The following is a 25,505-nucleotide window of genomic DNA, read 5'->3' as shown; positions in this document are numbered from 1 at the left end:
CAGTGACATTCTTATCTTTCCTATCCCATCTTATCGGGAGGGGCTCCGAGGTTTTGGGGCGGAAACGGAAAGGACCGCGTGGTAACGTGGCCTCTTCCGTTCAGAATAATTCGCCTTGTCGGGTGGCTTCGACATGGCGTCGCCACTCTGGCTTTGTCGCCTTCTCGTCCAGCCATGCGACGATCTGCGCTACAGATCGCCGCCGTTGGCCTCGACGGCGCCGCAGGGATGGAAATGCGATTTGTAGCCGTATCGGTGATGGGAAGCGGCGCGCGTTCTGGTCGAATGCTTTGGTTTTCAAGGCGGGCGATCACGCCCTCGTCCACGTCGCCGCAATAGTAGTCGAGCAATTCCGCGCCAAGCGCGCCATGCTCGGCGATGAACGCGGCCAGTTCGGCCACCCGTTCAAGGCTGGCATATTCGCTAAGGCGCCCGCTACCGCCCTTGCTCTCTCGATCGACGTCCCACGGCCGGCGCTCGGAGCAGATCAGATCACCCTCCAGTCATGATCGGGTTCCTGGTCCCCGCCTGTCTGTTTCTGGGCTGTATCCTATTTGCCCCTGCTACAGTCCTGACCGCCCCTGGGAGGCGGCGCTGCTCGCCCTGGGCGGCCCGTCTTCTCAGGATCACTCCGGTACGTCGGCGACGGCCTATGTCTCGCGCGATCCCCGGGACTACGGATCGGCCCTCATGATCCGGAACAGACCCGACGCCCAGACCCGCGGTGACAAAACATCGCAAAACCAATGAGAAGAAGGATAAGGCCGCGCTATAGCCGGGCGCGACGCCGCTGCAGCAAGCAACGTGCTGTGTCTTTAGACGGCGCTCTGCGTTTCAGGGCGAACCTTATAACAGATTGCCATTGGCGTTTGACGTTATTAGCTAGGCTTTGATGCCTTGGTCGATGATCAGATTGGCGAGAATTTTTGCGGCGCTGACCCTGGTCATCGCCGTTTTCGCCGTGATTCCGGCGACCGACGCCGCAGCCTGCACCCCCGAGATCCCCGCTCTCGAGCAGGTGCTCAATCCTCATCCCAGTGATACGCATGGCGGCGAGGGCGTCGAATCTGGGGCCTGCGCCCACGGCCATTGCCACCATACGGCCAGCGAGCGTCATGCCATCCCCGAAATCGATGTGACGGCGCCCCATGCGGCGTCGCCGCGTGTCATCCCCGGCGATGACACGACCGTGTCCTTCGCCCCCAACGGTCTCAAGCGCCCCCCCAGAGCCTGATCAGAAGCCTGCGCCATCGCGCGCCCTCCTTCTGAATTAATTCTGGAAATTCAAACATGTCTCCGACAATTCGTCGTCGGCCGCGCCTCGCGACCGGCTGCGCGCTGGTCGTGCTCGCCTCCCTTGCGGCCGGGCCGACCTGGGCCGAGCCTGCACCCTCCTACGCCGAACTCCTGGCCCGCCTGGACCAGACGCCGGCCGCATCCGAAGCGTTCGCCTTGGTCGACGCCGCCGAAGCCCGTGTTCGACAGGCCCGCGTTCGCCCCAATCCCAATCTTTCCCTCACCGCCGAGAATGTCGGCGGCTCGGGTCCCTATTCTGGTTTCGGCGCAGCTGATCTAGGCCTCTCATTCAGTCAGGATCTCGAGCTGTGGGGGCGCAGGCCCGCGCGGGTGAACGTCGCCCGGGCCGAGGCAGGATCAGCGGCTCTTCGGCGCGACCTAGCCCTCATTGACGCCGGCGGCCGCCTAGCCCTGACCTATGCTGAGGCCGAGGCGGCCCAGCGCCGAACCCAATTGGCCGAGGAAGGCCTTTCCCTGGCCCTGGCGGACGCTCGCGCCGCCCTGGCTTTGGTCGAGGAAGGGCGCGAGCCTCTCCTGCGGGGGGTCCAGGCCGAGAGCGAAGCCGCCGCCGCCCGGGCCAGTCTGGACGAAGCCCTGGCCGAACGCCAGGCCGCCCTCGCCCGCCTGACTGCTGTCGCCATGCTGCCCGCTCCGGCCACCTCGATCGACGCCAGCCTGCTCGACGCCGCGGTCAGCGTCCAACCGACGCCGGTCGACAGCGCCCCGACGGTTCGGGTGGCTGAATCGGAGGCCACGGCCGCCGAGCGCCGCATCCAGGTCGAGCGCATCGACGGCCGTCCAGACGTCACCGCCAGCGTCGGCGTGACACGGTACGGCTTGGAGGACGAGACCGCCCTGACCGTCGGTCTCAGCCTGCCCCTGCCCCTGTTCAACAGGAACCGTGGCAATATTGATGCGGCCCAGGCTGAGTTCCGCGCAGCGGAGGCCCGCGTTCTCCAGGCGCGGCAGGACGCCCATGCAGACCGATCAGCCGCGATGGCCCGCCTTGCCTCCTCCGGCAGCCGCGTCTCGGCGGCCGATGCAGGAGTGAAGGCGGCCGAGGAGGCCTATCGCCTGTCGCGACTCGGCGCCGATGCCGGGCGCATCTCCCAACTCGAACTGCGGGTCAGCCGCACCGCCCTGATCAACGCTCGCGCCGCCGCCGTCGACGCTCGCCTATCGCGCGTCCGCGCCGAAATCGATCTGGCGCGCCTGGAAGGCCGCGCCCCGTTCCAAGGAAACTCCTGATGCGCTCCAAGACATCCAACAAGACCCTGCTGATCGGCGGTGTCGCCGCCCTGGTCATTCTGGGCGGCGGGGGCCTCTATATGGCCCTGCAGAAACCATCTGCGACGCCGGCGGAAGAGGCCGCTCCGGCGAAGGCCGCTGACCAGGCCGAGGGCGAAGCGGGCCACGCCGACGAAGGCGAGACCCCCGAGGGCGTCGTCGAGCTCAGCGCCGAACAGCTCAAGGCGGCCGGCATCTCGATCGTCGCCGTCTCGCGCGGCGGGGGCGGAGAAACCCGTCTGTCCGGCCGGGTCGAGGCCATGACAGACGCCCGGGCCGCCGTCGGCGCCATGGTCGGCGGCACGGTCGAGCGGGTGCTGGTGGCGCCGGGCCAGACGGTCCGTGCGGGCCAACCCCTGATCAGCCTCGTCAGCGGCGAAGGCGCCGCCTTGCGCGCCGATATCGACGCCGCCTCGGCGGCGGCGACGGCGGCTCGTCAGGCCTTCCAGCGCAACCGCAACCTCGCCGACCAGGGCGTCGTCGCCCGTCAGGAGGTCGAGGCCTCCCAGGCCCAGGCCGCCAGCGCCGAGGCCATGGCCCGCGCCGCGCGGGCGCGCGCGACGGCGGCCGGTTCGCCCAACGCCTCGGGACGAATGAGCGTCGTCAGTCCCATCTCGGGCGTCGTCACCAATGTCCAGGTCGGCCCGGGCGGCTTCGTCGCCCAGGGCGGCGTGGTCGCCGAGGTGACAAATCCGGCCCGCGTCGAGCTGGTCTTCAACGCACCGCCGCAACTGGCGGCCCAGGTCCGCGTCGGCTCGCGCATGCGCGTTACCGGCCCTCAGGGCGAGTTCGACGCCCTGGTGGTCGGGGTTGCGGCCGACGCCGGCCTGCAGGACAGCGGCGCGACCGTGATCCGCGCCCGTCCGGACGGCGGCGGCCTGCCGCCGGCGGGTTCGCCCGTCACCGGCGCTGTCGTCACCGGAAATCCTTCCGGCGGCGCCCTGACCGTGCCGTCCGAAGCAGTGCAGACGGTCGACGGCACCACAGTGGTTTTCGTCCGAAATGATCACGGTTTCCGCGCTCAGCCCGTGCTGGCCGGACGTCAGGCCGGCGGCTCCACCGAGATCCTGCGCGGCCTGACCGGAACCGAACGCGTCGCGGCGGCCAACGCCTTCCTGCTCAAGGCCGAACTGGCCAAGGGCGAAGCCGAGCACGGCCACTAAGGGAGGACGATCATGTTCAAAGCGATCATCGAGGCGTCCGTCCGCTTCCGCTGGTTCATCGTTCTCGCCACGACCCTGGTCGCGGCCTGGGGCCTGTTCCAACTGACCAAGCTGCCGATCGACGCCGTGCCGGACATCACCAACCGGCAGGTGCAGATCAACACCGTGGCCCCGGCCCTGGCCCCCGAACAGATGGAGCGTCAGGTCACCTACCCGCTGGAAACGGCGATGGCGGGCATTCCGGGGATACAGAGCACCCGCTCCCTGACCCGCAACGGCTTCAGCCAGGTCACCGTCATCTTCAGCGACGCCACCGACATCTACTTCGCCCGCCAGCAGGTGGCCGAGCGGATGGCTCAGGCGCGCGAGAACCTGCCCGAGGGCGTCGAACCGGCCCTGTCGCCCATCACCACCGGTCTGGGCGAAGTCCTGATGTGGACGGTCGACCTCAAGCCCTTCGACGCCAAGACGGCGCGGGCGGGCCGCCCCGGCTGGCAACCCGACGGCGCCTATCTGACGCCTGAAGGCGAGCGGCTCGACACGCCCCAGGCGCGCGCCACCTATCTGCGCACCGTGCAGGACTGGATCATCGCGCCCCGGATGCGGACCGCGCCCGGTCTGGCGGGCGTCGACGTCAACGGCGGCTATGTGAAGGAGTACGCCGTCCGCCCTGATCCGGCGCGGCTTGCCGGCTATGGCTTGGGCTTGGGCGACCTAATCCAGGCCCTGGATCGCGCCAACACCCAGGCGGGCGCCGGATACGTGCAGCGGGCCGGCGAGGCCCTGACCGTGCGTACAGACGCCCTGGCCCAGACGGTCGAGGATCTGGCCCAGGCGCCCGTGGTCAATCGCAACGGCCTGGTCGTGCGCGTCGCCGACGTGGCGGTGGTCGAAATCGGCCAGGCGCCGCGTCTGGGCGGGGCCAGCCGCGACGGCCATGAAGCGGTCATCGGTACGGCCCTGATGCTTGCGGGCGAGAACAGCCGCACCGTGGCTCAGGCCGCCGCCGAGCGGCTGGAGCAGATCAGCGCCAGCCTGCCGCCCGACATCGTGGCCGAGCCGGTGCTGAACCGCAGCGCCCTGGTCAACTCCACCATCAAGACGGTGGCCAAGAACCTGACCGAAGGCGCCCTGCTGGTCATCGTCGTGCTGTTCCTGCTGCTGGGGAACATCCGCGCGGCGACGATCACGGCCCTGATGATCCCGATCAGCTTCCTGTTCGCGGTCATCGGCATGAACCGCTTCGGCATCAGCGGGAACCTGATGAGCCTCGGCGCCCTGGACTTCGGCCTTCTGGTCGACGGCGCCGTGGTGGTGGTCGAGAACACCCTGCTCATGCTCAGCCAGCGCCGAGCGGATGTGGGCCGCGCCCTGACCCGCCACGAACGTCTGGGCGTCGCCGCCAACGCCGCGCGCCAGATGGTCAAGCCCGCCGCCTTCGGCCAGCTGATCATCCTGCTGGTCTTCACCCCCCTGCTGATGCTGGAAGGGGTCGAGGGCAAGACCTTCATCCCCATGGGCGCCACAGTCATGCTGGCCCTGGTCGGCGCCTTCATCTTCTCCTTCACCTTCGTCCCGGCCATGACCGCCCTGCTGGTCAAGGAGCCCAAGACCGTCCATGTCGATGAGAACGGCGAGGCGGAAGAGCATGAGACCTTCCTGCTGCGCCATGCGCGCCGCTGGATCGAACCGGCCATCCGCGCCGCCGTCGCGCATCCGAAGACGGTGCTGTGCTCGGCCTTCGGCGCCCTGCTGATCGGCGCCCTGGCCTTCACCCTGCTGGGACGCGAGTTCATCCCGACGCTGGACGAAGGCGACATCGCCATGCAGGCGCTGCGCGTGCCCTCGGCCTCGCTGGAGCAATCCCTCGCCATGCAGATGGCGCTGGAGCGAGCCATCAAGGCCCAGCCCGAGGTGAAGACCGTCTTCTCGCGCACCGGCACGGCCGAGGCGGCGGTGGACCCCATGCCGCCGAACATCTCCGACGCCGTCATCGTGCTGAAGAAGCGCAAGGAATGGCCCGATCCGCGCTTGCCGAAGGAAGAGCTGATCGCCCGCATAGAGAAGGCCGCCTCGACCCAGTTGGGCAACGCTTTCGAGTTCAGCCAGCCGATCGAACTGCGCTTCAACGAGCTGATCTCAGGCGTTCGCACCGATCTGGCGGTCATGGTCTATGGCGACGACTTCGCCCAGCTTCAGAAGACGGCGGATCAGGTGGCCAACGCCCTGCGCGACACGCCTGGCTCGGCCGACGTGCGGGTGGAGCAGGCGTCCGGCCTGCCGACCCTGACGGTCAGCGTCGACCGCTTCGCCGCCGCCAACTACGGCCTAGCGGCTGCAGACGTGTCGGAAGCGGTCTCGGCCGCGATCGGCGGCGCCGAGGCAGGACAAATCTTCGAGGGGGACCGTCGTTTCGACGTCGTGGTCCGTCTTGACGATACGCAGCGGAACAACCCCGCCGCCCTCGCCGCCCTGCCCGTCACCACGGCGACCGGTCTGACGGTGCCCCTGTCTTCGATCGCCCGCATCCAGGTGGCCGAGGGCCAGAACCAGATCAGCCGCAACGACGGCAGTCGCCGCATGGTGGTCCAGGCCAACGTCCGCGGCCGCGATCTGGGCGGCTTTGTCGGGGACGCCCAGGACAGGGTCGGCGCCCAGGTCAAGCTGCCGACCGGCTATTCGCTCAAATGGGGCGGGCAGTTCGAGAACCTGAAGCGAGCCGAACAGCGGCTCGGCCTGGTCATCCCGGTGGTTTTCGTCCTGATCGGCATCCTGCTGTTCATGGCGCTGGGCTCCTTCGCTGAGGCGGGACTGGTCTTCGCCTGTGTTCCCCTGGCCCTGGTCGGCGGGGCGCTGGCCCTGTTGCTCAGGGGCATGCCTTTCTCGGTCTCGGCGGCGGTCGGCTTCATCGCTGTGTCCGGCGTCGCGACCCTTAACGGTCTGGTCCTGATGCAGGCCATTCGCGAGCGGCTGCAGGCGGGTCAGAACCCGCACGACGCCGCCCTCTTCGGCGCCTTCAGCCGCCTGCGGGCGGTGCTGACGACGGCCCTGGTGGCCATCGTCGGCTTCATCCCAATGGCGCTGGCGCACGGAGCCGGGGCCGAGGTGCAGAAGCCTCTGGCCACCGTGGTCATCGGCGGTCTTCTGACGGCCACGGCCTTGACGCTGCTGGTGCTGCCGACCTTCGCGGCCAAGGCCGTCAAACATCGCAAGGCGGAAGGGATCGAGGACTGATGGGCGGATCCCGGGAACAGGATACGCTTCAACGTCGCACGCTTGTCGTCGTTCTGGCGCTCAACGTCCTCCTGTTCGTGGGTCTCGGAGTCGGCGGCCTGTTCGCCGACTCCAGCGCCCTCCTCGCCAACCCGCTCGACAACGGCTCCAACGCCGCGGTTTATATGATAAGCATCCTGGCCATCGGCCGGACGATGTTTTGGAAGACCTGCGCCGCCCGGCTGTCGGGGATCATGCTGTTGATCTTCGCCGCCGGCGTCCTGCTGGCCGTAGGACGGCGCTGGATCGTAGGGACCGAACCGGTCGGCTGGACCATGATGGGTCTCGCCGTCATATCGGCGGTCGTGAACCTGATCTGCCTTGTCCTGCTCAAGCGTCAGGACGGCGACGACGTCAACCTGGAGGCGGCGCAGACCTTCAGCGTCAATGACTTCGCCTCGAACGGCGGCATGCTCGTCGCCGGCGGACTGGTCACGGCCCTGAGTCAGGCCTGGCCAAATCGAGCGGCAGGCCTCGCCTTCAAAGGCGGAATGGACATCCTCCGCGACGCGAGCAGCGTCGCCGTTGAAGGAACAATCTCGTGAATCCTCCCAAACAGCACGGGCGTGAAGGCTCCGCCGTCCCTATCGACATCCAGGGCGTCCAGAAATGGCGCAAGCTCTTCATCCTGGCGGGCCTTTTCGCCCTCCTGGCCTGGACGCCGCTGGTCAAGGCCCGCCCCGAATTTGAACACCCCGTCGAACATCTCGGCCTCATCGCCATCATGATCTGCATCTTCGGCCGCGCCTGGTGCTCCCTCTACATTGGGGGGCGCAAGAAACAGGAAATCGTCTCCAACGGCCCCTATTCCCTCTGCCGCAATCCGCTCTACGTCTTCAGCTTCATCGGCGCCTTCGGCGTCGGCGCCATGTCAGGCAGCCTGACCATCGGCCTGGTGTTCGCCCTGGCCTGCTGGGGGGTCTTCCGGGCGGTCGTCGAAAGGGAGGAGCGCTTCCTCGCCGGCGCCTTCGGCGCGACCTATGAACGTTACCGCCTCCGGACGCCGCGTTTCCTTCCGGATCTCCGACTGTGGCGCGATGAGGCGGAACTTACGGTCCGCCCCGCCTTCTTCCTTCGCACCCTGAGAGACGGCCTCGTCTTTCTCCTGGCCCTGCCCCTGTTTGAACTTCTGGAGGGCCTCCAACAGTTCGGCTGGTTCAGCGTCATCTTCCAACTTCCCTAAGGCGAAGCATGGATCGCCAGCGTCTTGTGACCTCTCTCGCCGCTCTTCTTGCGGCGCTCGCCTTCCTTGCGGGCGCCGCCGTTCGCCTCGCTTCGCACGAGCGCGACGTTCAGGCGGAGTCGCCGCCCTCGCCTTCAGCCCCCTCTCCCTCATCCGAGGAGTTCAAGCATGCCTAGTACCGTCAGACTCGACATACCGGTTCTTCTCCCCGAAGCGCCTGATGCCTCGGACGCCTGCGTGGAACGGCTCGTCAAACGCCTGTCTGGCGCTCCGGGCCTGTCCCAGGTCCATGTCGCGGAATCCCCTTCCGGGCCCCAGCTCTGCCTGCACTACGACCCCGAGCTCCTGTCGCCGGACGAGGTGCGCCGCAAAGCGCTCCAGGCCGGAGCCGAGATCAGCCAGCGCTTCGGCCACCTGGTTGGCTGGACCCAAGGCGTGCGCCACGCGCGGCACGCCCGTTCGCTCGAGACCGATCTCAAGGCCGAGCCCGGCGTCCTCGAGGTCGGGCTAGACGCCGCCGGCGCGGTCCGCGTCGAGTTCGACCAGAACCGGACCACCCGCGACCAGTTGATGAAAACGCTCGCCGGCCACGGCCTCGCCTTCTCCCTTCAGCCCTTCTCGGCCAGGTCTGAACATGCCGCCGGCGACCACGCTGGCCACGACCACGGCCACGGCCACGGCCACGGGAAAGAGGATCACGCCGACCATGATCACGCCCATGGAGGGATTTTCGGCGCCAACACCGAACTGATCTTCGCCCTCGCCGCCGGCGGCGCCCTCGGTCTCGGCTTCGCCCTGGAAAAACTGGCCTCGGGCTTGCCGGGCTGGATCCCGCTCGCGCTCTTTCTCTGCGCCTACGGCCTGGGCGGATTCTTCACTGTGCGTGAGGCGATCGACAACCTCAGACGCAAGCGCTTCGAGATCGACACCCTGATGCTGGTGGCGGCGGCGGGCGCGGCCGCGCTCGGCGCCTGGGCGGAAGGCGCCCTGCTCCTCTTCCTCTTCAGCCTCGGCCACGCCCTCGAGCACTACGCCATGGGCCGGGCCAAGCGCGCCATCGAAGCCCTGGCGGAACTGGCCCCGCGCACAGCCCGGGTGCGGCGTGACGGCGAGGTGATCGAAATACCCGTTGAGGCGCTCGAGGTCGGCGAGGTGGTGGTGGTCAGGCCCAATGAACGCCTGCCCGCCGATGGCTTCGTCATCAAGGGCGCCACCAGCGTCAATCAGGCCCCGGTCACCGGGGAGAGCATGCCGGTCGACAAGCAGCCGGTCGACGATCTCGCCGAGGCCCGGGCCCGCCCCGCCTCCATCCTCGCCGCATCCGCCGTCTTCGCAGGTACAATCAACGGCGCCGGCGCCATCGAGATCGAGACCACCCGCAAGTCCAGCGACACCACCCTGGCCAAGGTCGTGCGCATGGTCAGCGAGGCGGAGACCCAGAAGTCGCCGACACAGAGGTTCACCGACCGGTTCGAGCGCGTCTTCGTTCCCCTCGTCCTGGGCCTGGCCTTCATCCTGCTCTTCGCCTGGGTGGTGGTCGACGAACCCTTCCGCGACAGCTTCTACCGCGCCATGGCGGTCCTGGTGGCCGCCAGCCCCTGCGCCCTGGCCATCGCCACGCCGAGCGCCGTCCTGTCGGGCGTCGCCCGCGCCGCCCGCGCCGGCGTCCTGATCAAGGGCGGCGCGCCGCTTGAGAACCTCGGCGCCGTCGACGCCATCGCCTTCGACAAGACCGGCACCCTGACGGAAGGCCGCCCGCGGATCACCGACGTCATCCCCGTCGACGGGGCCGACGAACGCGCCCTGCTGACGGTGGCGGTCGCCGTGGAACGGCTCAGCGACCACCCCCTGGCCGAAGCGATCGCCCGGGACGGCGCGGCGCGTCTCGACGGCGCCGCCGTCCCTGCCGCTTCAAGCCTGCAGAGCCTGACCGGCAAGGGCGTCGCCGCCGAGCTCGAGGGCGTCACGGTCCAGATCGGCAAGCCCGAGATGTTCGGATCGGACGGCGTGCCGGTTCTCGGCGCCCAGGCGACCAAGGCGGTCGATCGCCTTCGCGCCCAGGGCCGCACCCTGATGGTGGTGCGCCAGGGCGAACGCGATCTCGGCGTGATCGGCCTGCTGGACACGCCGCGTGCGGCCGCGCGCGACGCCCTGACAAGACTGAGATCTCTAGGCGTCCGGCGCATGATCATGATCTCGGGCGACCACCAGGAGGCGGCCGAAGCCATCGCCGGCCAGGTCGGGTTGACGGAGGCCTGGGGCGACCTCATGCCCGACGACAAGGTCGAGGCGATCAAGCGCCTCCGCGCCGAGACCAAGGTCGCCATGGTCGGCGACGGGGTCAACGACGCCCCCGCCATGGCCACGGCCACGGTCGGCGTGGCCATGGGCGCGGCGGGCTCCGACGTCGCTCTGGAAACCGCCGACGTGGCCCTCATGGCCGATGATCTGTCCAATCTCCCCTTCACGGTCGGTCTGAGCCGTCGCACCCGAACCGTCATCCGCCAGAACCTGTTCGTTAGCCTCGGCGTGGTCGCCTTCCTCGTACCGGCCACCATCCTCGGTCTCGGCATCGGCCCGGCCGTCGCCCTGCACGAAGGCTCCACCCTCCTGGTGGTGTTCAACGCGCTGCGCCTGCTCGCCTACCGCGATCGACAGGCGCCCGCATCCTATCCGGTATAAAGCCCATGAAACGCCTTAGCTGGCTTACCCTCATCGCAGCCTTCCTGGCGGCTGCAGCCTTTCTGTTCGGCATGATGTCGCGTCAATCCTCGGCCGATCGTCCGGCGGCTGCGGCCGTCCAGCCGATCGACGAGCACGCTGGCCATGCCGACGCCCCGGGAGACACGCCCTCGACCCGCTCCTTCAAGGAGGCTAATGAACATCTTCACCAGGCCACTGACATCCGCTGGACCGGCGACGCCGACGTCGATTTCATGCGCGCCATGATCGCTCATCATGAGGGCGAAATCGCCCTGGCCCGGATCCAGTTGCAGCACGGCTCTGACAAGGACGCCCGTGGGCTGGCCCAGGACCTCATCCGGGCGCGCGACACGGAAATCCTGCGAATGCGCCTCTGGCTGGCGCGACGCGAAACTCAGCCGGCGCCGAAGAGCGGCGCCTGACATGGCGCGCACCGTTCGATGGAGGGAAGGCCGGCCCGGCAAGCGTCGTGGCAGGCGGCTGCCGCCGCCCCGGGCGAATCCGCTTCTCGACGGGCTCGCTGTCCTGACGGCGAGTTTCATGAGCGCCGGCGCTGTTCTCACCTTCGCCATCTTCTGCTTCAGCACGCTCGGATGGCCGGTGCACGTGGTCTATGGCGTCGGCCTTCCCCTACTCGCCCTGGCCGGTCTGCGGCTCGCACCACGCGCCCGTCCGGGACTCACCCTGACCCTTCTGTTCAGCCTGCTCTGGCTCGGAGGCTCTGGCTTTCTCTACGTCGTGCGCGACGACCTGAACCCTGTACGCCACTATCACGGCCCGCCCGGCGCGGCTCACGGGGACGCCGGCGTTTCGCGCCCAAGCGAGGCCTCCGGTCCCTCAGGTCATGCTCAAGGCGCCGAGACGGCGTCCTCTGGCTGAGACGTCTCACGCAAGGCGTCCAACACCCGATAGTCCTCGACGGTCGTGCGGCCCAGCGATCCAGGACGGAGACGAGGGTGTCCTCCAGCCGCACCAAGCCTCTTTCGCGATCAGCTGTGAAAGCTCGTAGCCTGGTCTTCACGCCCTGACGCAGCGGCCGGCGCGAGAGACTTGATGAAACGGACGCGCTCCAGGTGGAAATCCAGCTCCGGCTTGTAGCCCGCCTCGGCGAACGCTCGCTGTTGAGGCGGCGCCAAGGCGGCGCCATCGACTAGCCACCATTGCGGATTGGCCGAGGCCTTGGGCAGGAGGCCGCCCAAGATGCGTTCGATGTCGCGAAAGCTCAGTTCAACCTCAAGCGCCTTCTGACGACGCAGATACCGAACAAGCGGGTCATATTTGGCCATGTTTCAGCCTGCTCCCGTTCTTCGGCGCATCGAGCCGCCGGTCCTTGAACGCCTGCGCCTATAACGGCGCCCGTCGCTTTGGAAAAGACCGGCCCTGTGGAACAGCTCGGCTTGAAACACCCCGCGGCTTCACCGCGACAGAAACCAAGACCCAAGGCGTTCCGAAGACCGCTAGCAAACTCTCCCGCAAACGCGGAGGTTCCGCGATTGAACGTTGGATCAACCGGTTCATGTTCACGTCACTGGCGAAGCCGGTCAGCTCGGGCTATCTTCCCTCCATGGCCAATTCCTTCGCGACGCCCTCGAAATCGGTCCAGAAACGCGGCTCTGTGGTTTCCCGGCGCGCGACCAAGGGCGCGAGCTCCAAGGTCACCTTCAGCGGCGTGACGGTTATCGCTCCCAAACCCGCGTCCGCCGATGTCAAACGCAATGTGGCGATGAGCAGCGAAGCGCTTGAACGCGCCAAGAAGCGACTGATGCGCCCTGGCGTCCGTCTCTACGCCCGCAAGGATGTTCCGCTCTATTCCGCCGACCCTGACCGTCCCGGCGTCTTCATTCGCGAACTGAACGGCAAGACGGAGCGCGGCGTGCTGGAGAACGGGACCTTCAAGGTCACGGGTTGACCAGCCTCCGCGTCGCGGTAGACGCCATTCTCGCCGCCCAGATGCAGACAGAAAAACCGCTCGCCATCATCCTGGCGGGGCACAATGGCTCGGGTAAGTCCACCATGTGGCGCCGGTCCCTGGCCGACACTCTGCGGATTCCGCTGATCAATGCTGACCGGATGATGCTGTCCATTCTTCCCGAGGCCGGCGACGATGGATTCCTCGCGGCGTGGGCCGCTGAGCTTCGTGACACGGATCGCGGCTGGATGAGCGTGGCCCAGCAGGGCGTCAACGCCTTCGCGGGTCACGCGATGGCCGCTCAGGTGCCCTTCGCCATGGAGACGGTCTTCTCCTACTGGGAACCGCAGGAAGACGGCCGGATCCTGTCCAAAGTCGACCTAGTCCGAGACATGCAGGCGGCAGGCTACTTCGTGCTGCTGTTCTTCGTCGGCTTGGCCAATCCCGAACTATCCATCCTGCGCGTCCAGACGCGCGTGAGCAGCGGCGGCCACGGGATCGAGGAAGGCGTCTTACGACGCCGTTTCCCCAGGACTCAGCAGGCGATCAAGCTGGCCGTCGATGTCGCCGACGCCTCCATCCTCACGGACAACAGCCGGTCCCATAGGGAGGCCTTCACCGTCTGCCGCGTCCAGATCGGCGGCCAGGAGGAGTTCGACGTGCGGCGCTCCGCCTCCCCCGCCGCCCTGATTCTCAACTGGCTGGAGATCGTGGCGCCGGACGCTGAGGCTCAGGCTCCGCTCGAGACCGACCCAGGCAGGCAGTAGGCCGACCAAGCCTGCATGACCTCCCGTCGCTTTCGCAAGGCGTCGCTACGTCTGTAGGCCCGCTCGGTTTCGTCGCCGACGGCGTGGGCGAGGCATTCCTCGATGACCTCCCGGGCGTAATGCGTCTCGTCCCCCGCCCAGTCCCGGAAGGTCGAACGCATGCCATGAGGCGTGCAGCCCGACGCCAGGTCCCGCAACAGCATGTCCATCGCCATGTTGGACATCACCCCGCCCTTGGGGCCCGGGAAGATCAGTTGATTGGGTCTGACCCGCGCGGGTCGGATCGCCTCCAGCACGGCCAGGGCGCCGACTGACAGGGGCTGGCGAAAGGCCCGCTCCTTCATACGGCTCTTGTCGAGCTCCCAGACGTCGTCCCGGATCTCGCCCCAGGTCGCCTCAAGCGTCATGGTCTCCCGCGACGCCGTGAGGATGGTGAACTCCAGCGCCCGAGCCGACATTCCCTGACTGTCTGCCAGACGCTTCATGAAGGCCGGTATCTGAACATAGGGCATGGCCGGCATATGCCCGCGCTGCAGCCGGGGACGCGGCGGCAACAGGTGGTTCAGATTGCCCTTCCACAGGGCCGGGTTTTCTCCGGTGCGCAGCTTCATGACCCGAGCGTAGTCCAGCACGCGCTCCAGCCGCTCGCGCAACTTGCCCGCGGATTCGGCCTTGGTCAGCCACATGGGCTGAACGACGGACAACACAGCCTCGACGTCGATCTCATCGATCGGCCTGTTCTTGATGGCCGCGGCATGACGCTCGATCGAGCGCATCCAGCCCGCCTTGGTCTTTCGGCCCCGCCAGCCGCCTTCCTGGGCCGCCACATAGTCCTTCCAGCACGCCAACAGCGTCGGCCGCCCTTCGACCCGAACCGGCCGGGGCGGATCCATAGGCGCCACGGGCGCGGGAATGGGGGCGGACTGACCGCACTCAAGAGGATCCCGCCCTGCCGCAACGGCCCGTTTCGCGGCGTCACGGGCGAGCCGGGCGTCAACCAGGGAGACGTCGAGGAAAGAACCCAGTCCCAGGTCCCTTCGTGCCCCACCCGAACGATAGCGATAGATCCAGCTGCGTCCGCCGGTCCCGGAGACGACGAGATAGAGACCGTCGCCGTCGGAATAGTAGCCCTTGCTCTTGAAGCCTCGGACACTTCGATCCGTGAGCTTGTTGACCTTCAAAGCCATGAACACGCCCCCCGCAAATCAATCCGGAAACCTGATTCTAGTGGCTCCTCATTTCATTTCCACAGCCCTCCTTCCCATCCAGCTTCCCATCCACCAGACAAAAGCTTGTAGAAACGCGCCGAAACGGCTCGAAACGAAATGAAAAACACAACACATTGTATTGAAGCAGTTTTCGCGGAACCAACCGCACCTCGGCGACACGATATGGAAAACTATTTCCAGCCTCTACCCGCGGAGCCACTCGGGGGCATTAAAGCGCTGACTATAGGCGTTTTATAAAACTCTCCCTTTAATACCCACCAAATGACCCACTAGGCAGATCCCGCCTGTCGGTCCTTTGCAGCGCATTCAGCCGGTTTCAGCCTACAAGGCCACCCGAGCGAACGCTGCTGGACGTCAGGCTCGCGCCCGTCGAGCAGCCAAACTGTAGGCACGCCGAACTCTCGCCACCAAGACTTATTGATCCGGTCAGCCTCTGCTGTCCGCTCCACCAACCAACACTAGCGTCGCCTCGGCCCAGTGAGGCCTCCGACAATTCCGGCCGCTACCGCGCAAACCGCACAGGTCAACATCACGACGCGGAAAGAGGCGTGGAAGGCTTCGGCGGCGCCTGAATGGTAGGTTCCGCCCGCCATCACCTCTCCGAGCAGCGTCCGGGCCTCAGGGCCGCCCACGCGGTCGACGAACACTGAAGACAAAAGCGCGCCCAACAGGGCGACGGCCAGCAGACCCGCTATGCGCGCCACGGCGTTGTTCACGCCGGACGCCACCCCGGCCCGCGCCGGCTCGACCGCCCCCATGACCGCCGCCGTCAGCGGCCCAACCGCGAGCGTCATGCCGATCGCCAGCACGGTCATTCCCGCTAAAGGCCCATCAATATAGCCCGCGCCTGGCCCAGGCAGGGCAAGCAAGCCCAGACCGATCCCCGCGAGAAAAGGGCCGAAAGCCAGCGACAACCGCGCCCCAAATCGGTCGGCGAGGCGCCCCGCCAGTCCCGAGAAGAGCCCCATGATCACCGCAAAGGGCAACATGGCCGCCCCCGCCATCGTAGCGCTGAAACCCTGGACCCGGATCAGGTCGAAGGGCAGGAAGAACATCGCCCCGCCCAGCGCGAAATAGAGCAGCAGGGTCAACAGGTTCATGCCGCTGAAGACCGGCGACCGGAACAGGGTAAGCGGCATCATGGGATAGCGTTCGCGCATCTCGGCCAGCAGGAACCCGGCAAAGGCTCCGCCTCCACAGACAAGTCCGATGATGACGGCGTGATCGCCCCAGCCTCGATCCGGCGCGGCGGTCAGACTCCACGTCAGGGCGGAAAGGCCCGTCATGGCCAGGAGAGCGCCGCGCCAGTCGAGCCCACGGGCGTCGCTATCCCGGCTCTCGGGTATGGCGCGCCAGGCGACAACCATCGTCAGAGCCGCCAGCGGGACATTGATCCAGAAGATAAGGCGCCAGTCCGCGTGGTCTGACAGCCAGCCGCCGATCAGCGGCCCGACCATCCCGAACAGGGCGCCGGCGCCCGCCCAGGCGCCGAACGCCTTGCCGCGTTCCTCCGGCGGGAAGGTCGAACCGATGAGGGCCAGCGCTCCAGGCGTCAGCAGCGCCGCTCCAACGCCCTGCAAGGCCCGGCCTCCGATCAATACCTCAACGGTCGGCGCCAGACCGCAGACGATGGAGGCCAGGGCGAAGACGGCCACACCGATCAGGAAGACCCGGCGGCGTCCGAACCGGTCGCCCGCCGCGCCGCCGATGAGCACCAGCGCGCCGAGCGTCAGCAGATAGGCGTTGGAAATCCACTGGACGGCCGCCGGGCCGGCGCCAAGATCTCGCTGGATGGCCGGCAGGGCCACGCCGAGAGCTGAGCCGTCGATGAAGGTCAGGCTGGACCCCAGAACCGTGGCGATCAGAACCCAGCGCTTGCGGGCGGCGGTGAGAGACTGGACGGGCGCACGGGCACCCTGCACCTGACCGGCGTCGCAGGGGCCGCGAATGGACATGACCGCACTCCGTTGGGAGCCCGACGCTAGGCCCGTCCCAAAAGAGGATCAATGCCCCCTCTACCTCCCGCGGTCCGAGCCAGATCAGTCGCGAAAGAGGGACCGCAATGCGCCAGAGGAGACATTGGCTGTCCACCATAAGCAGACAATGACAACCCGACTAAAAGCCGTCCTCTAGCCCGCTAGACGTCGTCGCGCCTTGAGGCGTGGATCAATCCACCAGGCGATAACCGACCCCTGGCTCGGTGGCGATCAGACGCGGCTGGGCGGGGTCGGCCTCCAGCTTCTGGCGGAGTTGGCCAATGACGACGCGCAGATACTGGGTGTCGTCGGCGTGAGCCTTGCCCCAGACGGCGGTCAGCAGGTCTCGGTGGCCGACCACCTTTCCGGCGTTCCGGGCAAGATGGCCCAGGACGTCGTACTCCTTGGGCGTCACGCGCACGGCCTCACCCGCGCGGGTGATCAGGCGGCGCTCCAGATCGATGACCACGTCGCCCGCTGTCAGCGGCCCCTGCATCTCGGCGCGCGGGGCGGCCTGTCGCAGATTGGCGCGCACGCGGGCCAGCAGTTCGCCGACGCCGAAGGGCTTTTCGACATAGTCGTTGGCGCCCAGGTCCAGGGCCGCGATCTTCTCGGCCTCCTTGTCACGCGCCGACAGGATGATGATGGGGCCGGCATAGAACTCACGCGCGCGGGCCAGCACGTCCTTGCCATCCATGTCGGGCAGACCGAGATCCAGCACCACGGCGTCGGGGCTCCACAGGGCGATGCCGCGCAGGCCCTCCTGCCCGCTGTCGGCGCGGCGCGGTTCATAGCCGGCGGCGTCCAGCGCCGGGGACAGGAAGCGGTGGATCTGCGGCTCGTCATCGATCACGAGAATCTGGGGGCGGATGGCGGCCATCGGCGGACCTTAGAGCAGGCTCGGGTGGGTGACGACGGCCTTGGGCAGGCTGATCAGGATGCGGGTGCCTTTTCCGTCCTGGATCGGGCTGGCGGCGGCGATGCGGCCGTTCATGGCCTCGACGAAGCCCTTGGCGATGGCCAGCCCCAGACCGGCGCCCTTGGTGCGGTCCGAGGGTTCCTCCATGCGGCGGAACTTGTCGAACACCCGTTCTAGCTCGGCGGTGGGGATGCCCACGCCCTCGTCCTCGATGGAGATGACGACTGCGCCGCGATCTTCATAGGCGGCCAGTTCGACGGTCGAGCCGTCGGGGCTGTAGGCGATGGCGTTTTCCAGGATGTTGACCAGCGCCTGTTCCAGCAGCCCCTGATCGACCATGACCAGACTGAGCTGGGCCGGGAAGTCGCGCGTCATCCTGCGCTCCCCCAGACGCCGCGCCACCCGCTTGCCCGCCGCGTTCAACACGTCGCGCACATCGACCCAGTCGGCGCGGATGTTCAGCCCGCCGCCCTCCAGCCGGGTCATGTCCAGCAGGTCGCCGACATAGCGGCTGAGCCGCTCAGCCTCCTCTCGGATCGACAGCAGCAGGTCGCCGCGCACGGCGGGTTTCAGCTTGTCGCCCAGGTCGATCAGGGTGGTGGAGGCCCCCAGGACCGTCGACAGGGGCGTCCTCAGGTCATGGCTGACCGAGTTCATTAGCGCGCCTCTGAAACGGTCGGTGCGCCGCAGGGTCTCGGTCTCGACCGCCTGCCCGGCCAGATCGGCGCGCTCGACCGCGACCGCCCCCTGATCCAATAGGGCGAGCGCCAGTTTTTCCTCGTCCGAGCCGGGCGACAGGGCCGCCGCCTCGATCCCCGCCACGCCCGCCCGGTCGCGCACGCCCTGCAGGGGGCGGAAGGTCCAGCGCGCCTGCGGCAGGGTGCCGGTGCCGTGGCCCGCCGGTTCGCCCTTCTCCCATGCCCAGCGCGCGGCGGCCATGGCCTCGGCGCCCAGTTCCGGCTTGCCCGGCGCCCCCGCGATCAGGGTCAGTTCGTCGTCCACGGGCAGCAGGACCACGGCCCCGGCGCCCGCGGCGGCGGCGGTTTGTTCGGCCAGGATGCGCGCGGCGGCTGCGCGGTCGCCGACGCCGGTCAGACGCTGGCTGGCGGCCAACAGGGCCGAGACCGCCGAGGCCCGCCCTTGCGCCGCCCGCGCCTGCTCGCGCACCCGGCCTGCCAGAAAGCCTGTCGTCAGGGCCACGGCCCAGAAGACGATCAAGGTCAGGACGTCGGTGGGAGAGCCGATAGCGAAACTGTATTTCGGTTGCAGGAACAGGAAGTTGTAGGTCAGGAAGGCAAGCGTGGCCGCCGCCAGCGCCGGTCGCAGGCCGTACAGCACTCCCGCCGCCAGCACCGCCGACAGGTAGATGACGCCCAGATCGACGCGCTCGAACGTACGGTCCAGCAACAGGGCGAGACCTGTCGCCGCCACGACGCAGGCGGCGCCGACCGCATAGCCGCGCCAGCCGCCGGTCAGACGCAGACGCGGCTCGCGCGGCGTCTTCTCCTCCAGATCGGCCCCGTCGGTGATGACGTGAACGGCCACGCCGCGCGCCTGACGCAGCAGTTCGGCCGCCAGCGACCGGCCCAGCCATTCGGACAGGCGGCTGTCGCGGCCCTTGGCCAGAACGATCTGGGTGACATTGTTCCGATGGGCGTGATCCATGACGGCCCGCACCACGTCGTCACCGGACAACACCACGGTTCGCCCGCCCAGTTGCTCGGCCAGCTTCAGCGCGTCCGACAGCTTGCCCGCCGAGCCGACGCCGTGCCGTGCGCCCGAGGGTCGGTCGACGTGTGCCACGGTCCAGGGGGCGTCCATCATCATGTCGGACAGCCGCCGCCCGGCGCGGACCAGTGGCCCGGCCAGGGCGTCGCCCGCGATCAGCACCAGAATCCGCTCGCCCGCCGCCCACGGCCCCGTCATGCCCTGCTCGCGCAGGCGGGCGGTCAGTTGGTCGTCCACCGTCTGGGCCGCGCGGCGCAGGGCCAGTTCGCGCAAGGCCGTCAGGTTCTCGACCTTGAAGAAGTTGTCCGAGGCCAGCCGCGCCGTCTCGGGCACATAGACCTTGCCCTCGGCCAGACGCTTGCGCAGTTCCTCGGGGGTGATGTCCACCACCTCGATGTCGTCGGCGCGCGACAGGGCGCTGTCCGGCACGCTCTCGCGCTGGCGCACCCCGGTGATGCGCAGCACTACGTCGGACAGGCTTTCCAGATGCTGGACGTTCAGGGTGGTCCAGACGTCGATCCCGGTGTCGAGGATCTCCTCCACATCCTGCCAGCGCTTGGGGTGTCGCGAACCAGGCGCGTTGGAGTGGGCGTATTCGTCGACCAGCAGCAGGCCAGGACGGCGCGCCACGGCGCCGTCGAGGTCGAACTCCAGCAGGGTGCGCTCGCGATAGGCGATGGGGTTGCGGGCCATGACCTCCAGCCCGCGCAGCAGGCTCATGGTCTCCTTGCGGCCGTGGGTCTCGACCACGCCGACCACCACATCCTCGCCTTCCGCTTTACGACGGCGCGCGGCGCGCAGCATCTCATAGGTCTTGCCGACGCCGGGCGACATGCCCAGAAAAACCTTCAGCCGCCCACGCTTGCGCGGGGCGGCCAGGGTCTTGTCCGTCGGGACGATGGGCGTCGCCATCAGCCCTCCGCAGGACGCGGGAAGCGGGCGTCGAGCGCCATATTGGTCAGCAGCACATTGACGCGCGGCTGGCCCAGCACGCCAAAGGTGCGGCCCTCCTCATGCTCTCGGATCACCTCGCGCACCTGCGCCTCCCCTACCCCGCGCGCGCTGGCGATGCGGGCGACCTGAAGCTCAGCGTAAGCCGGAGAGATATGCGGGTCGAGGCCCGAGGCCGAGGTCGTCACGGCGTCTGCGGGGATGACCGTCGCCCCCGTTTCGGTCCGCAGCGCGTCCGCGTCCGTCTTGACCCGGGCGATCAGGTCCGGGTTCAGCGGGCCGAGGTTCGACCCGGACGAGGCCGAGGCGTCATAGCCGTCGCCCGCCGCCGAGGGGCGCGGATGCAGATAGCCGGGCTGAGCGAAGGCTTGGCCCACCAGGGCAGAACCGACCACCTGGCCCGCCTTGTCGCGAACCAGACTGCCGTCGGCCTGATCGTGGAAGGCGGCCTGAGCCACGCCCGTCACCGCGAACGGATAGGCGACGCCCAGAACGCCGGTGAACAGGGCGATCATCACGATCGCCGGGCGGATGTGGTTCAGCATCAGAAGGTCGCCTTCACGCTGACCACGGCGCGGCTGTCATAGGCCGAGCCGAAGTCGTGTTCGTCGGTGTCGAAATAGCGGACATCCAGCGCCAGATGTTCGGTCAGCTGATAGGCCGCTCCCAGGTTCCAGGTGGTGTAGTCAAAGTCGGACGACACCCACTGACGCCCCACCGCCGCCGAAAGCGTCCACCTGTCCGCCGGGCTGATCGCGCCATTGATCTCGGCATAGGCGGCCTCGTCCTCGGCCGCGCCGAAGAAGTCGGGCGAATAGTAGATCGCCGCGCCAAGGGTCGCCGGGCCGACAGCGCGCGAGGTCGCAGCCTTCAGCTCTACATAGTCATAATCAGCACCGTCCGGCTGGCCGGCGTAGAAATAGCTGACCAGGCCGAAGTCCCAGTTGAAGCCGCCGAACTCGGGCCGGACCCCGGCGTAGAGGTCGATCTCGGCGTCGGTGTCGGCGTCCCCCGCAAAGGAGACATTGCCGGCCCAGGCCCCGGCGTAGAACAGGCCCTGGGTCACATCGATCCCGGCCGAAATCGCCGAATCGCTCTCGGTCTGGCTGACTCCCCGGAAGACGTAGTCGGAGGCCACGGCGACGTTGAAGGCGACGTCGGGTCCGACCTTGTCCTCGGCCTTGACCGGGCTGCTGCACAGGCCCAGCGCGATGATGGCCGCCAGGCAGGCGCCGCCGAATAGAGCATCATTGGAGCCGGAGGCCTTGGGGAAGTTGGGTTTACGCATAGTGGTTTCCTTGGTCGCTCAGGGCCGGCTTCAAGCCAGGCCGAGGGCGGAGATGACGATGTCGATAAGCTTGATGCCGACGAAGGGGGCAATCAGACCGCCCAGGCCGTAGATCAGCAGGTTGCGGCCCAGCAGTTTCCCGGCCCCTACGGCGCGGTATTTCACGCCGCGCAGCGCCAGCGGGATCAGGGCGATGATGACCAGGGCGTTGAAGATGACCGCCGACAGGATGGCGCTTTCCGGGCTGGACAGCTTCATCACGTTCAGCGCCGCCAGCGACGGAAGGCCGACCACGAACATGGCCGGGATGATGGCGAAATACTTGGCCACGTCGTTGGCGATGGAGAAGGTGGTCAGGGCGCCGCGCGTGATCAGCAGTTGCTTGCCGACCTCGACGATCTCGATGACCTTGGTCGGGTCGCTGTCGAGATCAACCATGTTACCGGCCTCGCGGGCGGCCTGGGCGCCGGTCTGCATGGCCACGCCGACATCGGCTTGAGCCAGAGCCGGCGCGTCATTGGCCCCGTCGCCGCACATGGCGACCAGACGGCCCTTGGCCTGCTCCGCCTTGATCAGGCGCATCTTGTCCTCGGGCGTGGCCTCGGCCAGGAAGTCGTCGACCCCGGCCTCGGACGCGATGGCCGCCGCCGTCACCGGGTTATCGCCGGTGATCATGACGGTGCGCAGGCCCATGCGGCGCAGATCGGCGAAGCGCGCCTTGACGCCCGGCTTGACCACGTCCTTCAGGTGGATGACCCCGACCAGGACGTCGTTCTCGACCACGGCCAGGGGCGTGCCGCCCGAGCGGGCGATCCGGTCCACGGCGGCGCGGAACTCGGCGGGCGCGGCGGCTTCGTCCACGCCCAGGGATTTCAGCACGGCGTCGACCGCCCCCTTGCGCCACGACTGGCCGTCAGCCTCGAGGCCCGACTGGCGGGTCACGGCGCTGAACGGAATAATCCTGGCGCCGACAGGTAGGTCGCCCGTCACACCGGCGTTGCGGCCCAGTTCGACGATGGAGCGACCTTCCGGCGTCTCATCGGCCAGCGAGGCCATGACAGCCGCCCGCATCGCCGCCTCGGGACGAACGCCCGGCACGGTGATGACTTCGGTGGCCATGCGGTTGCCGAAGGTGATGGTGCCAGTCTTGTCGAGCAGCAGGGTGTCGACGTCGCCTGCCGCCTCCACCGCACGGCCCGAGGTGGCCAGAACGTTCACCTTCAGCAGCCGGTCCATGCCGGCGATGCCGACCGCCGAAAGGAGGCCGCCAATTGTCGTCGGAATGAGCGTGATGAACAGGGCGCCCAGGACGATGGGGTCCAGCTTGATGCCCGAATAGGCGCCCAGGCCCAGCAGGGCCGCGACCGCGATCAGGAAGATCAGGGTCAGGCCGGCCAGCAGGACCGACAGGGCCAGTTCGTTCGGCGTCTTGCGACGGTCCGCGCCCTCGACCATGGCGATCATGCGGTCGAGGAAGGTCGCGCCGGGAGCCGAGGTGATGCGCACCTTGATCCAGTCAGAGACGACCGTGGTGCCGCCCGTGACGGCGGAGCGGTCGCCGCCGCTTTCGCGGATGACGGGCGCGCTTTCGCCGGTGATGGCGGCCTCATTGACCGAGGCGACGCCCTCGATGATCTCTCCGTCCGAAGGGATGACGTCGCCGGCTTCGACCAGGACGATGGAGCCGATCTCCAGCTCACCCGCCGGGGTCGGGACCACGGTGCCGGTCTTGGGGTCGACGATCAGCTTGGCCTTGGTGGTGACACGGGTGGCGCGCAAGGAGTCCGCCGCCGCCTTGCCGCGCCCTTCGGCGATGCTTTCCGCCACGTTGGCGAACAGGACCGTGGCCCACAGCCACAGGGCCAGCTGGACGGCGAAGCCCGCCGCCTGGCCGCTGGCCGCCGCCACGACCGCCGAAGCGGTCGCCAGCAGGGCGACGATCCAGGTGGCGAAGATCACCGGGTTCCTGAGAAGCTTGGTCGGGTTCAGCTTGACGACGGCGTCGCCGAGGGCCCGGCCGAGCATGGCCCCGGTCAGTCCGCCCGCGACGGGCGAAGACCGAGGGCTCGATGGATCGAGCGTGACTTGAGTCATGGGATTATCCGATCAGAACCGGGCCACGACCTGGAGCATGTCGAAATGCTCCACGATCGGACCCAGCGAGAGGGCGGGGAAGAACTGCAGACCGCCGAGAATCAGGATCACCCCGATCAGCAGGCCGACGAAGAGCGGACCATGCGTGGGCAGGGTGCCGGTCGAGGGCGCCAGCCTGGGCTTGGCGACCAGGGCGCCGGCGACGGCCAGAACCGCGACGGCAGGAACGAACCGGCCCAGCAGCATGGCCAGACCCAGGGTGGTGTTCCACCAGGGCGCGTTGGCGGTCAGACCGGCAAAGGCCGAGCCGTTGTTCCCGGTCGCCGAGGTATAGGCGTATAGGACCTCGGACAGGCCGTGCGGCCCCTTGTTCAGGAGGCCGGCCAGGGCCTCGGGCAGGACGGCGGCGACGGCCGAGAAGCCCAGCACCGACAGGGGCACCACCAGCACCGACAGCATGGCGAACTGGATCTCGCGCGCCTCGATCTTCTTGCCCAGGTATTCGGGCGTGCGACCGACCATCAGGCCCGCCACGAAGACCGACAGCATGGCCATCAACACCATGACGGCGACGCCCGACCCGATCCCGCCAGGCAGGATCTCGCCCAGTTGCATCAGGAACATGGTCACAGCCCCGCCCAGCGGCATGTAGCTGGCGTGCATGGAGTTGACCGAGCCGTTCGAGGCGCCGGTCGTCTGGGCCGCCCAGGCGACCGAGGACGGCACGCCGAAGCGGACCTCCTTGCCCTCCATATTCCCGACCGACGTATCGACGCTGGCGGCGATGGCGGCCGGAGCCGGCTGGGTTTCAATGACGTAGAGCGCCGAGGCCGCGCCGCCCAGCAGGATGACCGCCGCCACCACCAGGGCGCGCACGTCCTTCTTGGCCAGGACGCTGCGGCCAAAGGCGAAGAAGGCCGCCCAGCCCAGGACATTGATGCTGATCGCCGTGATCAGATTGGTCAGGGGCGTGGGGTTTTCCAGCGGGTGGGCCGAGTTGACGTTGAACACGCCGCCGCCGTTGATGCCCAGTTGCTTGATCGCCAACTGGCTGGCGGTCGGGAACAGGCTGATCGTCTGTTGGCCGCCTTCCAATGTCGTCGCCTGGGCCGAGGCCGCCAGCGACTGCACCACGCCGAGCCCGGCCAGAGCCACGGCCACGATGAAGGCGATGGGCAGCAGGACATAGAGGCTGGTGCGCGTCAGGTCGGCCCAGAAGTTGCCGACGCCCTCGCCGCGGCTGGCGATAAAGGCGCGGGCCAGGGCCGCCGCGATCGTCGCCCCGGTCGCCGCCGAGACGAAGTTCTGCACCGTCAGGCCGACCATCTGGGTGAAGGTCGACATCGTCGCCTCCCCGCCATAGCTCTGCCAGTTGGTGTTGGTGACGAAGCTGACGGCGGTGTTGAAGGCCAGGTGCGGGCTGACGCCGTCAAACCCCTGCGGGTTCATCGGCAGAACGCCCTGCAGACGCAGCAGGCCATACAGCAGCAGGAAGCCCGCCAGGTTGAAAGCCAGCAGGGCGCCGACATAGCCCAGCCAGCCCTGGCTGCGGCCCGGATCGACCCCGGCGGCGCGGTAGAACAGGCCCTCGACCGGCTTCAGCACCGGGTCCAGCCAGGTGCGCTCGCCGTTCCAGACGCGCGACATATAGACGCCGATCGGCCAGCCGAGCATGACGGCCAGACCGAGGGTCAGGGCGATTTCCGCCCATCCTTGGATATTCATGAGAAGGCGGCTCC

20 protein-coding genes are annotated in these 25,505 nt (G+C 67.9%); 11 read left to right on the top strand and 9 right to left on the bottom strand.

Going from position 1 to position 25,505, the window contains the following annotated elements; all coding sequences use genetic code 11:
- Positions 1 to 904 precede the first annotated feature (904 nt).
- From ACR9FL_RS07400 to ACR9FL_RS07360, 9 genes are all read left to right on the top strand, one after another.
- Positions 905 to 1,234: a hypothetical protein gene (locus tag ACR9FL_RS07400; protein WP_184273054.1), complete on the top strand. Its 330-nt coding sequence runs from the start codon at positions 905 to 907 to the stop codon at positions 1,232 to 1,234.
- 56 nt (positions 1,235 to 1,290) lie between these two features.
- Entirely contained in the window at positions 1,291 to 2,544 is a 1,254-nt protein-coding gene (locus tag ACR9FL_RS07395; RefSeq protein WP_184273051.1) for a TolC family protein, read from the top strand.
- Entirely contained in the window at positions 2,544 to 3,746 is a 1,203-nt protein-coding gene (locus ACR9FL_RS07390) for an efflux RND transporter periplasmic adaptor subunit (RefSeq protein WP_396490293.1), read from the top strand. The genes ACR9FL_RS07395 and ACR9FL_RS07390 overlap by 1 nt, the downstream gene beginning before the upstream one ends.
- A 12-nt stretch (positions 3,747 to 3,758) precedes the next feature.
- Positions 3,759 to 6,980: an efflux RND transporter permease subunit gene (locus tag ACR9FL_RS07385; RefSeq protein WP_436357890.1), complete on the top strand. Its 3,222-nt coding sequence runs from the start codon at positions 3,759 to 3,761 to the stop codon at positions 6,978 to 6,980.
- On the top strand, positions 6,980 to 7,564 hold the full coding sequence (locus ACR9FL_RS07380; RefSeq protein ID WP_436357889.1) for a cation transporter: 585 nt from the start codon (positions 6,980 to 6,982) through the stop codon (positions 7,562 to 7,564). Before ACR9FL_RS07385 ends, ACR9FL_RS07380 begins: the two co-directional genes overlap by 1 nt.
- Entirely contained in the window at positions 7,561 to 8,202 is a 642-nt protein-coding gene (locus tag ACR9FL_RS07375) for a methyltransferase family protein (protein WP_436357888.1), read from the top strand. Before ACR9FL_RS07380 ends, ACR9FL_RS07375 begins: the two co-directional genes overlap by 4 nt.
- Before the next feature lie 237 nt (positions 8,203 to 8,439).
- Complete coding sequence (locus tag ACR9FL_RS07370) at positions 8,440 to 10,884, top strand: heavy metal translocating P-type ATPase (protein ID WP_436357887.1); 2,445 nt, start codon at positions 8,440 to 8,442, stop codon at positions 10,882 to 10,884.
- Between the two features lie 5 nt (positions 10,885 to 10,889).
- Entirely contained in the window at positions 10,890 to 11,327 is a 438-nt protein-coding gene (locus tag ACR9FL_RS07365; protein WP_436357886.1) for a DUF305 domain-containing protein, read from the top strand.
- Positions 11,328 to 11,445: 118 nt separating this feature from the next.
- Positions 11,446 to 11,784: a hypothetical protein gene (locus ACR9FL_RS07360; protein ID WP_184273029.1), complete on the top strand. Its 339-nt coding sequence runs from the start codon at positions 11,446 to 11,448 to the stop codon at positions 11,782 to 11,784.
- Positions 11,785 to 11,894: 110 nt separating this feature from the next.
- Here the strand turns inward: ACR9FL_RS07360 and ACR9FL_RS07355 are convergent, their stop codons facing one another.
- Positions 11,895 to 12,191, bottom strand: a complete 297-nt coding sequence (locus tag ACR9FL_RS07355; protein WP_184273027.1) for a DUF7662 domain-containing protein — start codon at positions 12,189 to 12,191, stop codon at positions 11,895 to 11,897.
- Between the two features lie 44 nt (positions 12,192 to 12,235).
- Between ACR9FL_RS07355 and ACR9FL_RS07350 the strand changes: the two genes are divergently transcribed.
- Positions 12,236 to 12,814, top strand: coding sequence for a hypothetical protein (locus ACR9FL_RS07350; RefSeq protein WP_436357885.1), 579 nt, complete (start codon positions 12,236 to 12,238; stop codon positions 12,812 to 12,814).
- On the top strand, positions 12,811 to 13,581 hold the full coding sequence (locus ACR9FL_RS07345) for a hypothetical protein (RefSeq protein ID WP_436357884.1): 771 nt from the start codon (positions 12,811 to 12,813) through the stop codon (positions 13,579 to 13,581). Before ACR9FL_RS07350 ends, ACR9FL_RS07345 begins: the two co-directional genes overlap by 4 nt.
- On the opposite strand, the gene ACR9FL_RS07340 is transcribed toward ACR9FL_RS07345, so the two are convergent.
- The 8 genes from ACR9FL_RS07340 to kdpA form a co-directional block, all read right to left on the bottom strand.
- Positions 13,545 to 14,768: a tyrosine-type recombinase/integrase gene (locus ACR9FL_RS07340; protein WP_436357883.1), complete on the bottom strand. Its 1,224-nt coding sequence runs from the start codon at positions 14,766 to 14,768 to the stop codon at positions 13,545 to 13,547. The two genes, ACR9FL_RS07345 and ACR9FL_RS07340, sit on opposite strands and share 37 nt — an antisense overlap.
- 500 nt (positions 14,769 to 15,268) lie before the next feature.
- Positions 15,269 to 16,765 (bottom strand): MFS transporter, encoded by a 1,497-nt coding sequence (locus ACR9FL_RS07335; protein WP_436357882.1) that lies wholly within the window; start codon positions 16,763 to 16,765, stop codon positions 15,269 to 15,271.
- A 211-nt stretch (positions 16,766 to 16,976) separates the two neighbouring features.
- Positions 16,977 to 17,666: a response regulator gene (locus tag ACR9FL_RS07330; RefSeq protein WP_436357881.1), complete on the bottom strand. Its 690-nt coding sequence runs from the start codon at positions 17,664 to 17,666 to the stop codon at positions 16,977 to 16,979.
- Between the two features lie 9 nt (positions 17,667 to 17,675).
- Entirely contained in the window at positions 17,676 to 20,345 is a 2,670-nt protein-coding gene (locus tag ACR9FL_RS07325; RefSeq protein WP_436357880.1) for a DUF4118 domain-containing protein, read from the bottom strand.
- The gene (kdpC, locus tag ACR9FL_RS07320) at positions 20,345 to 20,929 is read right to left on the bottom strand and encodes a potassium-transporting ATPase subunit KdpC (protein WP_436357879.1); all 585 of its coding nucleotides are present in this window, start codon (positions 20,927 to 20,929) and stop codon (positions 20,345 to 20,347) included. The genes ACR9FL_RS07325 and kdpC overlap by 1 nt, the downstream gene beginning before the upstream one ends.
- A complete protein-coding gene (locus ACR9FL_RS07315; protein WP_436357878.1) occupies positions 20,929 to 21,672 on the bottom strand; it encodes a TorF family putative porin in 744 nt (247 codons plus the stop codon). Before ACR9FL_RS07315 ends, kdpC begins: the two co-directional genes overlap by 1 nt.
- A 30-nt stretch (positions 21,673 to 21,702) precedes the next feature.
- Positions 21,703 to 23,766, bottom strand: coding sequence for a potassium-transporting ATPase subunit KdpB (kdpB, locus tag ACR9FL_RS07310; protein ID WP_436357877.1), 2,064 nt, complete (start codon positions 23,764 to 23,766; stop codon positions 21,703 to 21,705).
- A gap of 12 nt (positions 23,767 to 23,778) precedes the next feature.
- Positions 23,779 to 25,491: a potassium-transporting ATPase subunit KdpA gene (kdpA, locus tag ACR9FL_RS07305; protein WP_436357876.1), complete on the bottom strand. Its 1,713-nt coding sequence runs from the start codon at positions 25,489 to 25,491 to the stop codon at positions 23,779 to 23,781.
- Positions 25,492 to 25,505 lie beyond the last annotated feature (14 nt).

It is taken from the genome of Brevundimonas sp. CEF1 (genome assembly GCF_051353055.1).
GTDB lineage: Bacteria > Pseudomonadota > Alphaproteobacteria > Caulobacterales > Caulobacteraceae > Brevundimonas.
This window is presented reverse-complemented; position numbering and strand designations above follow the sequence as displayed.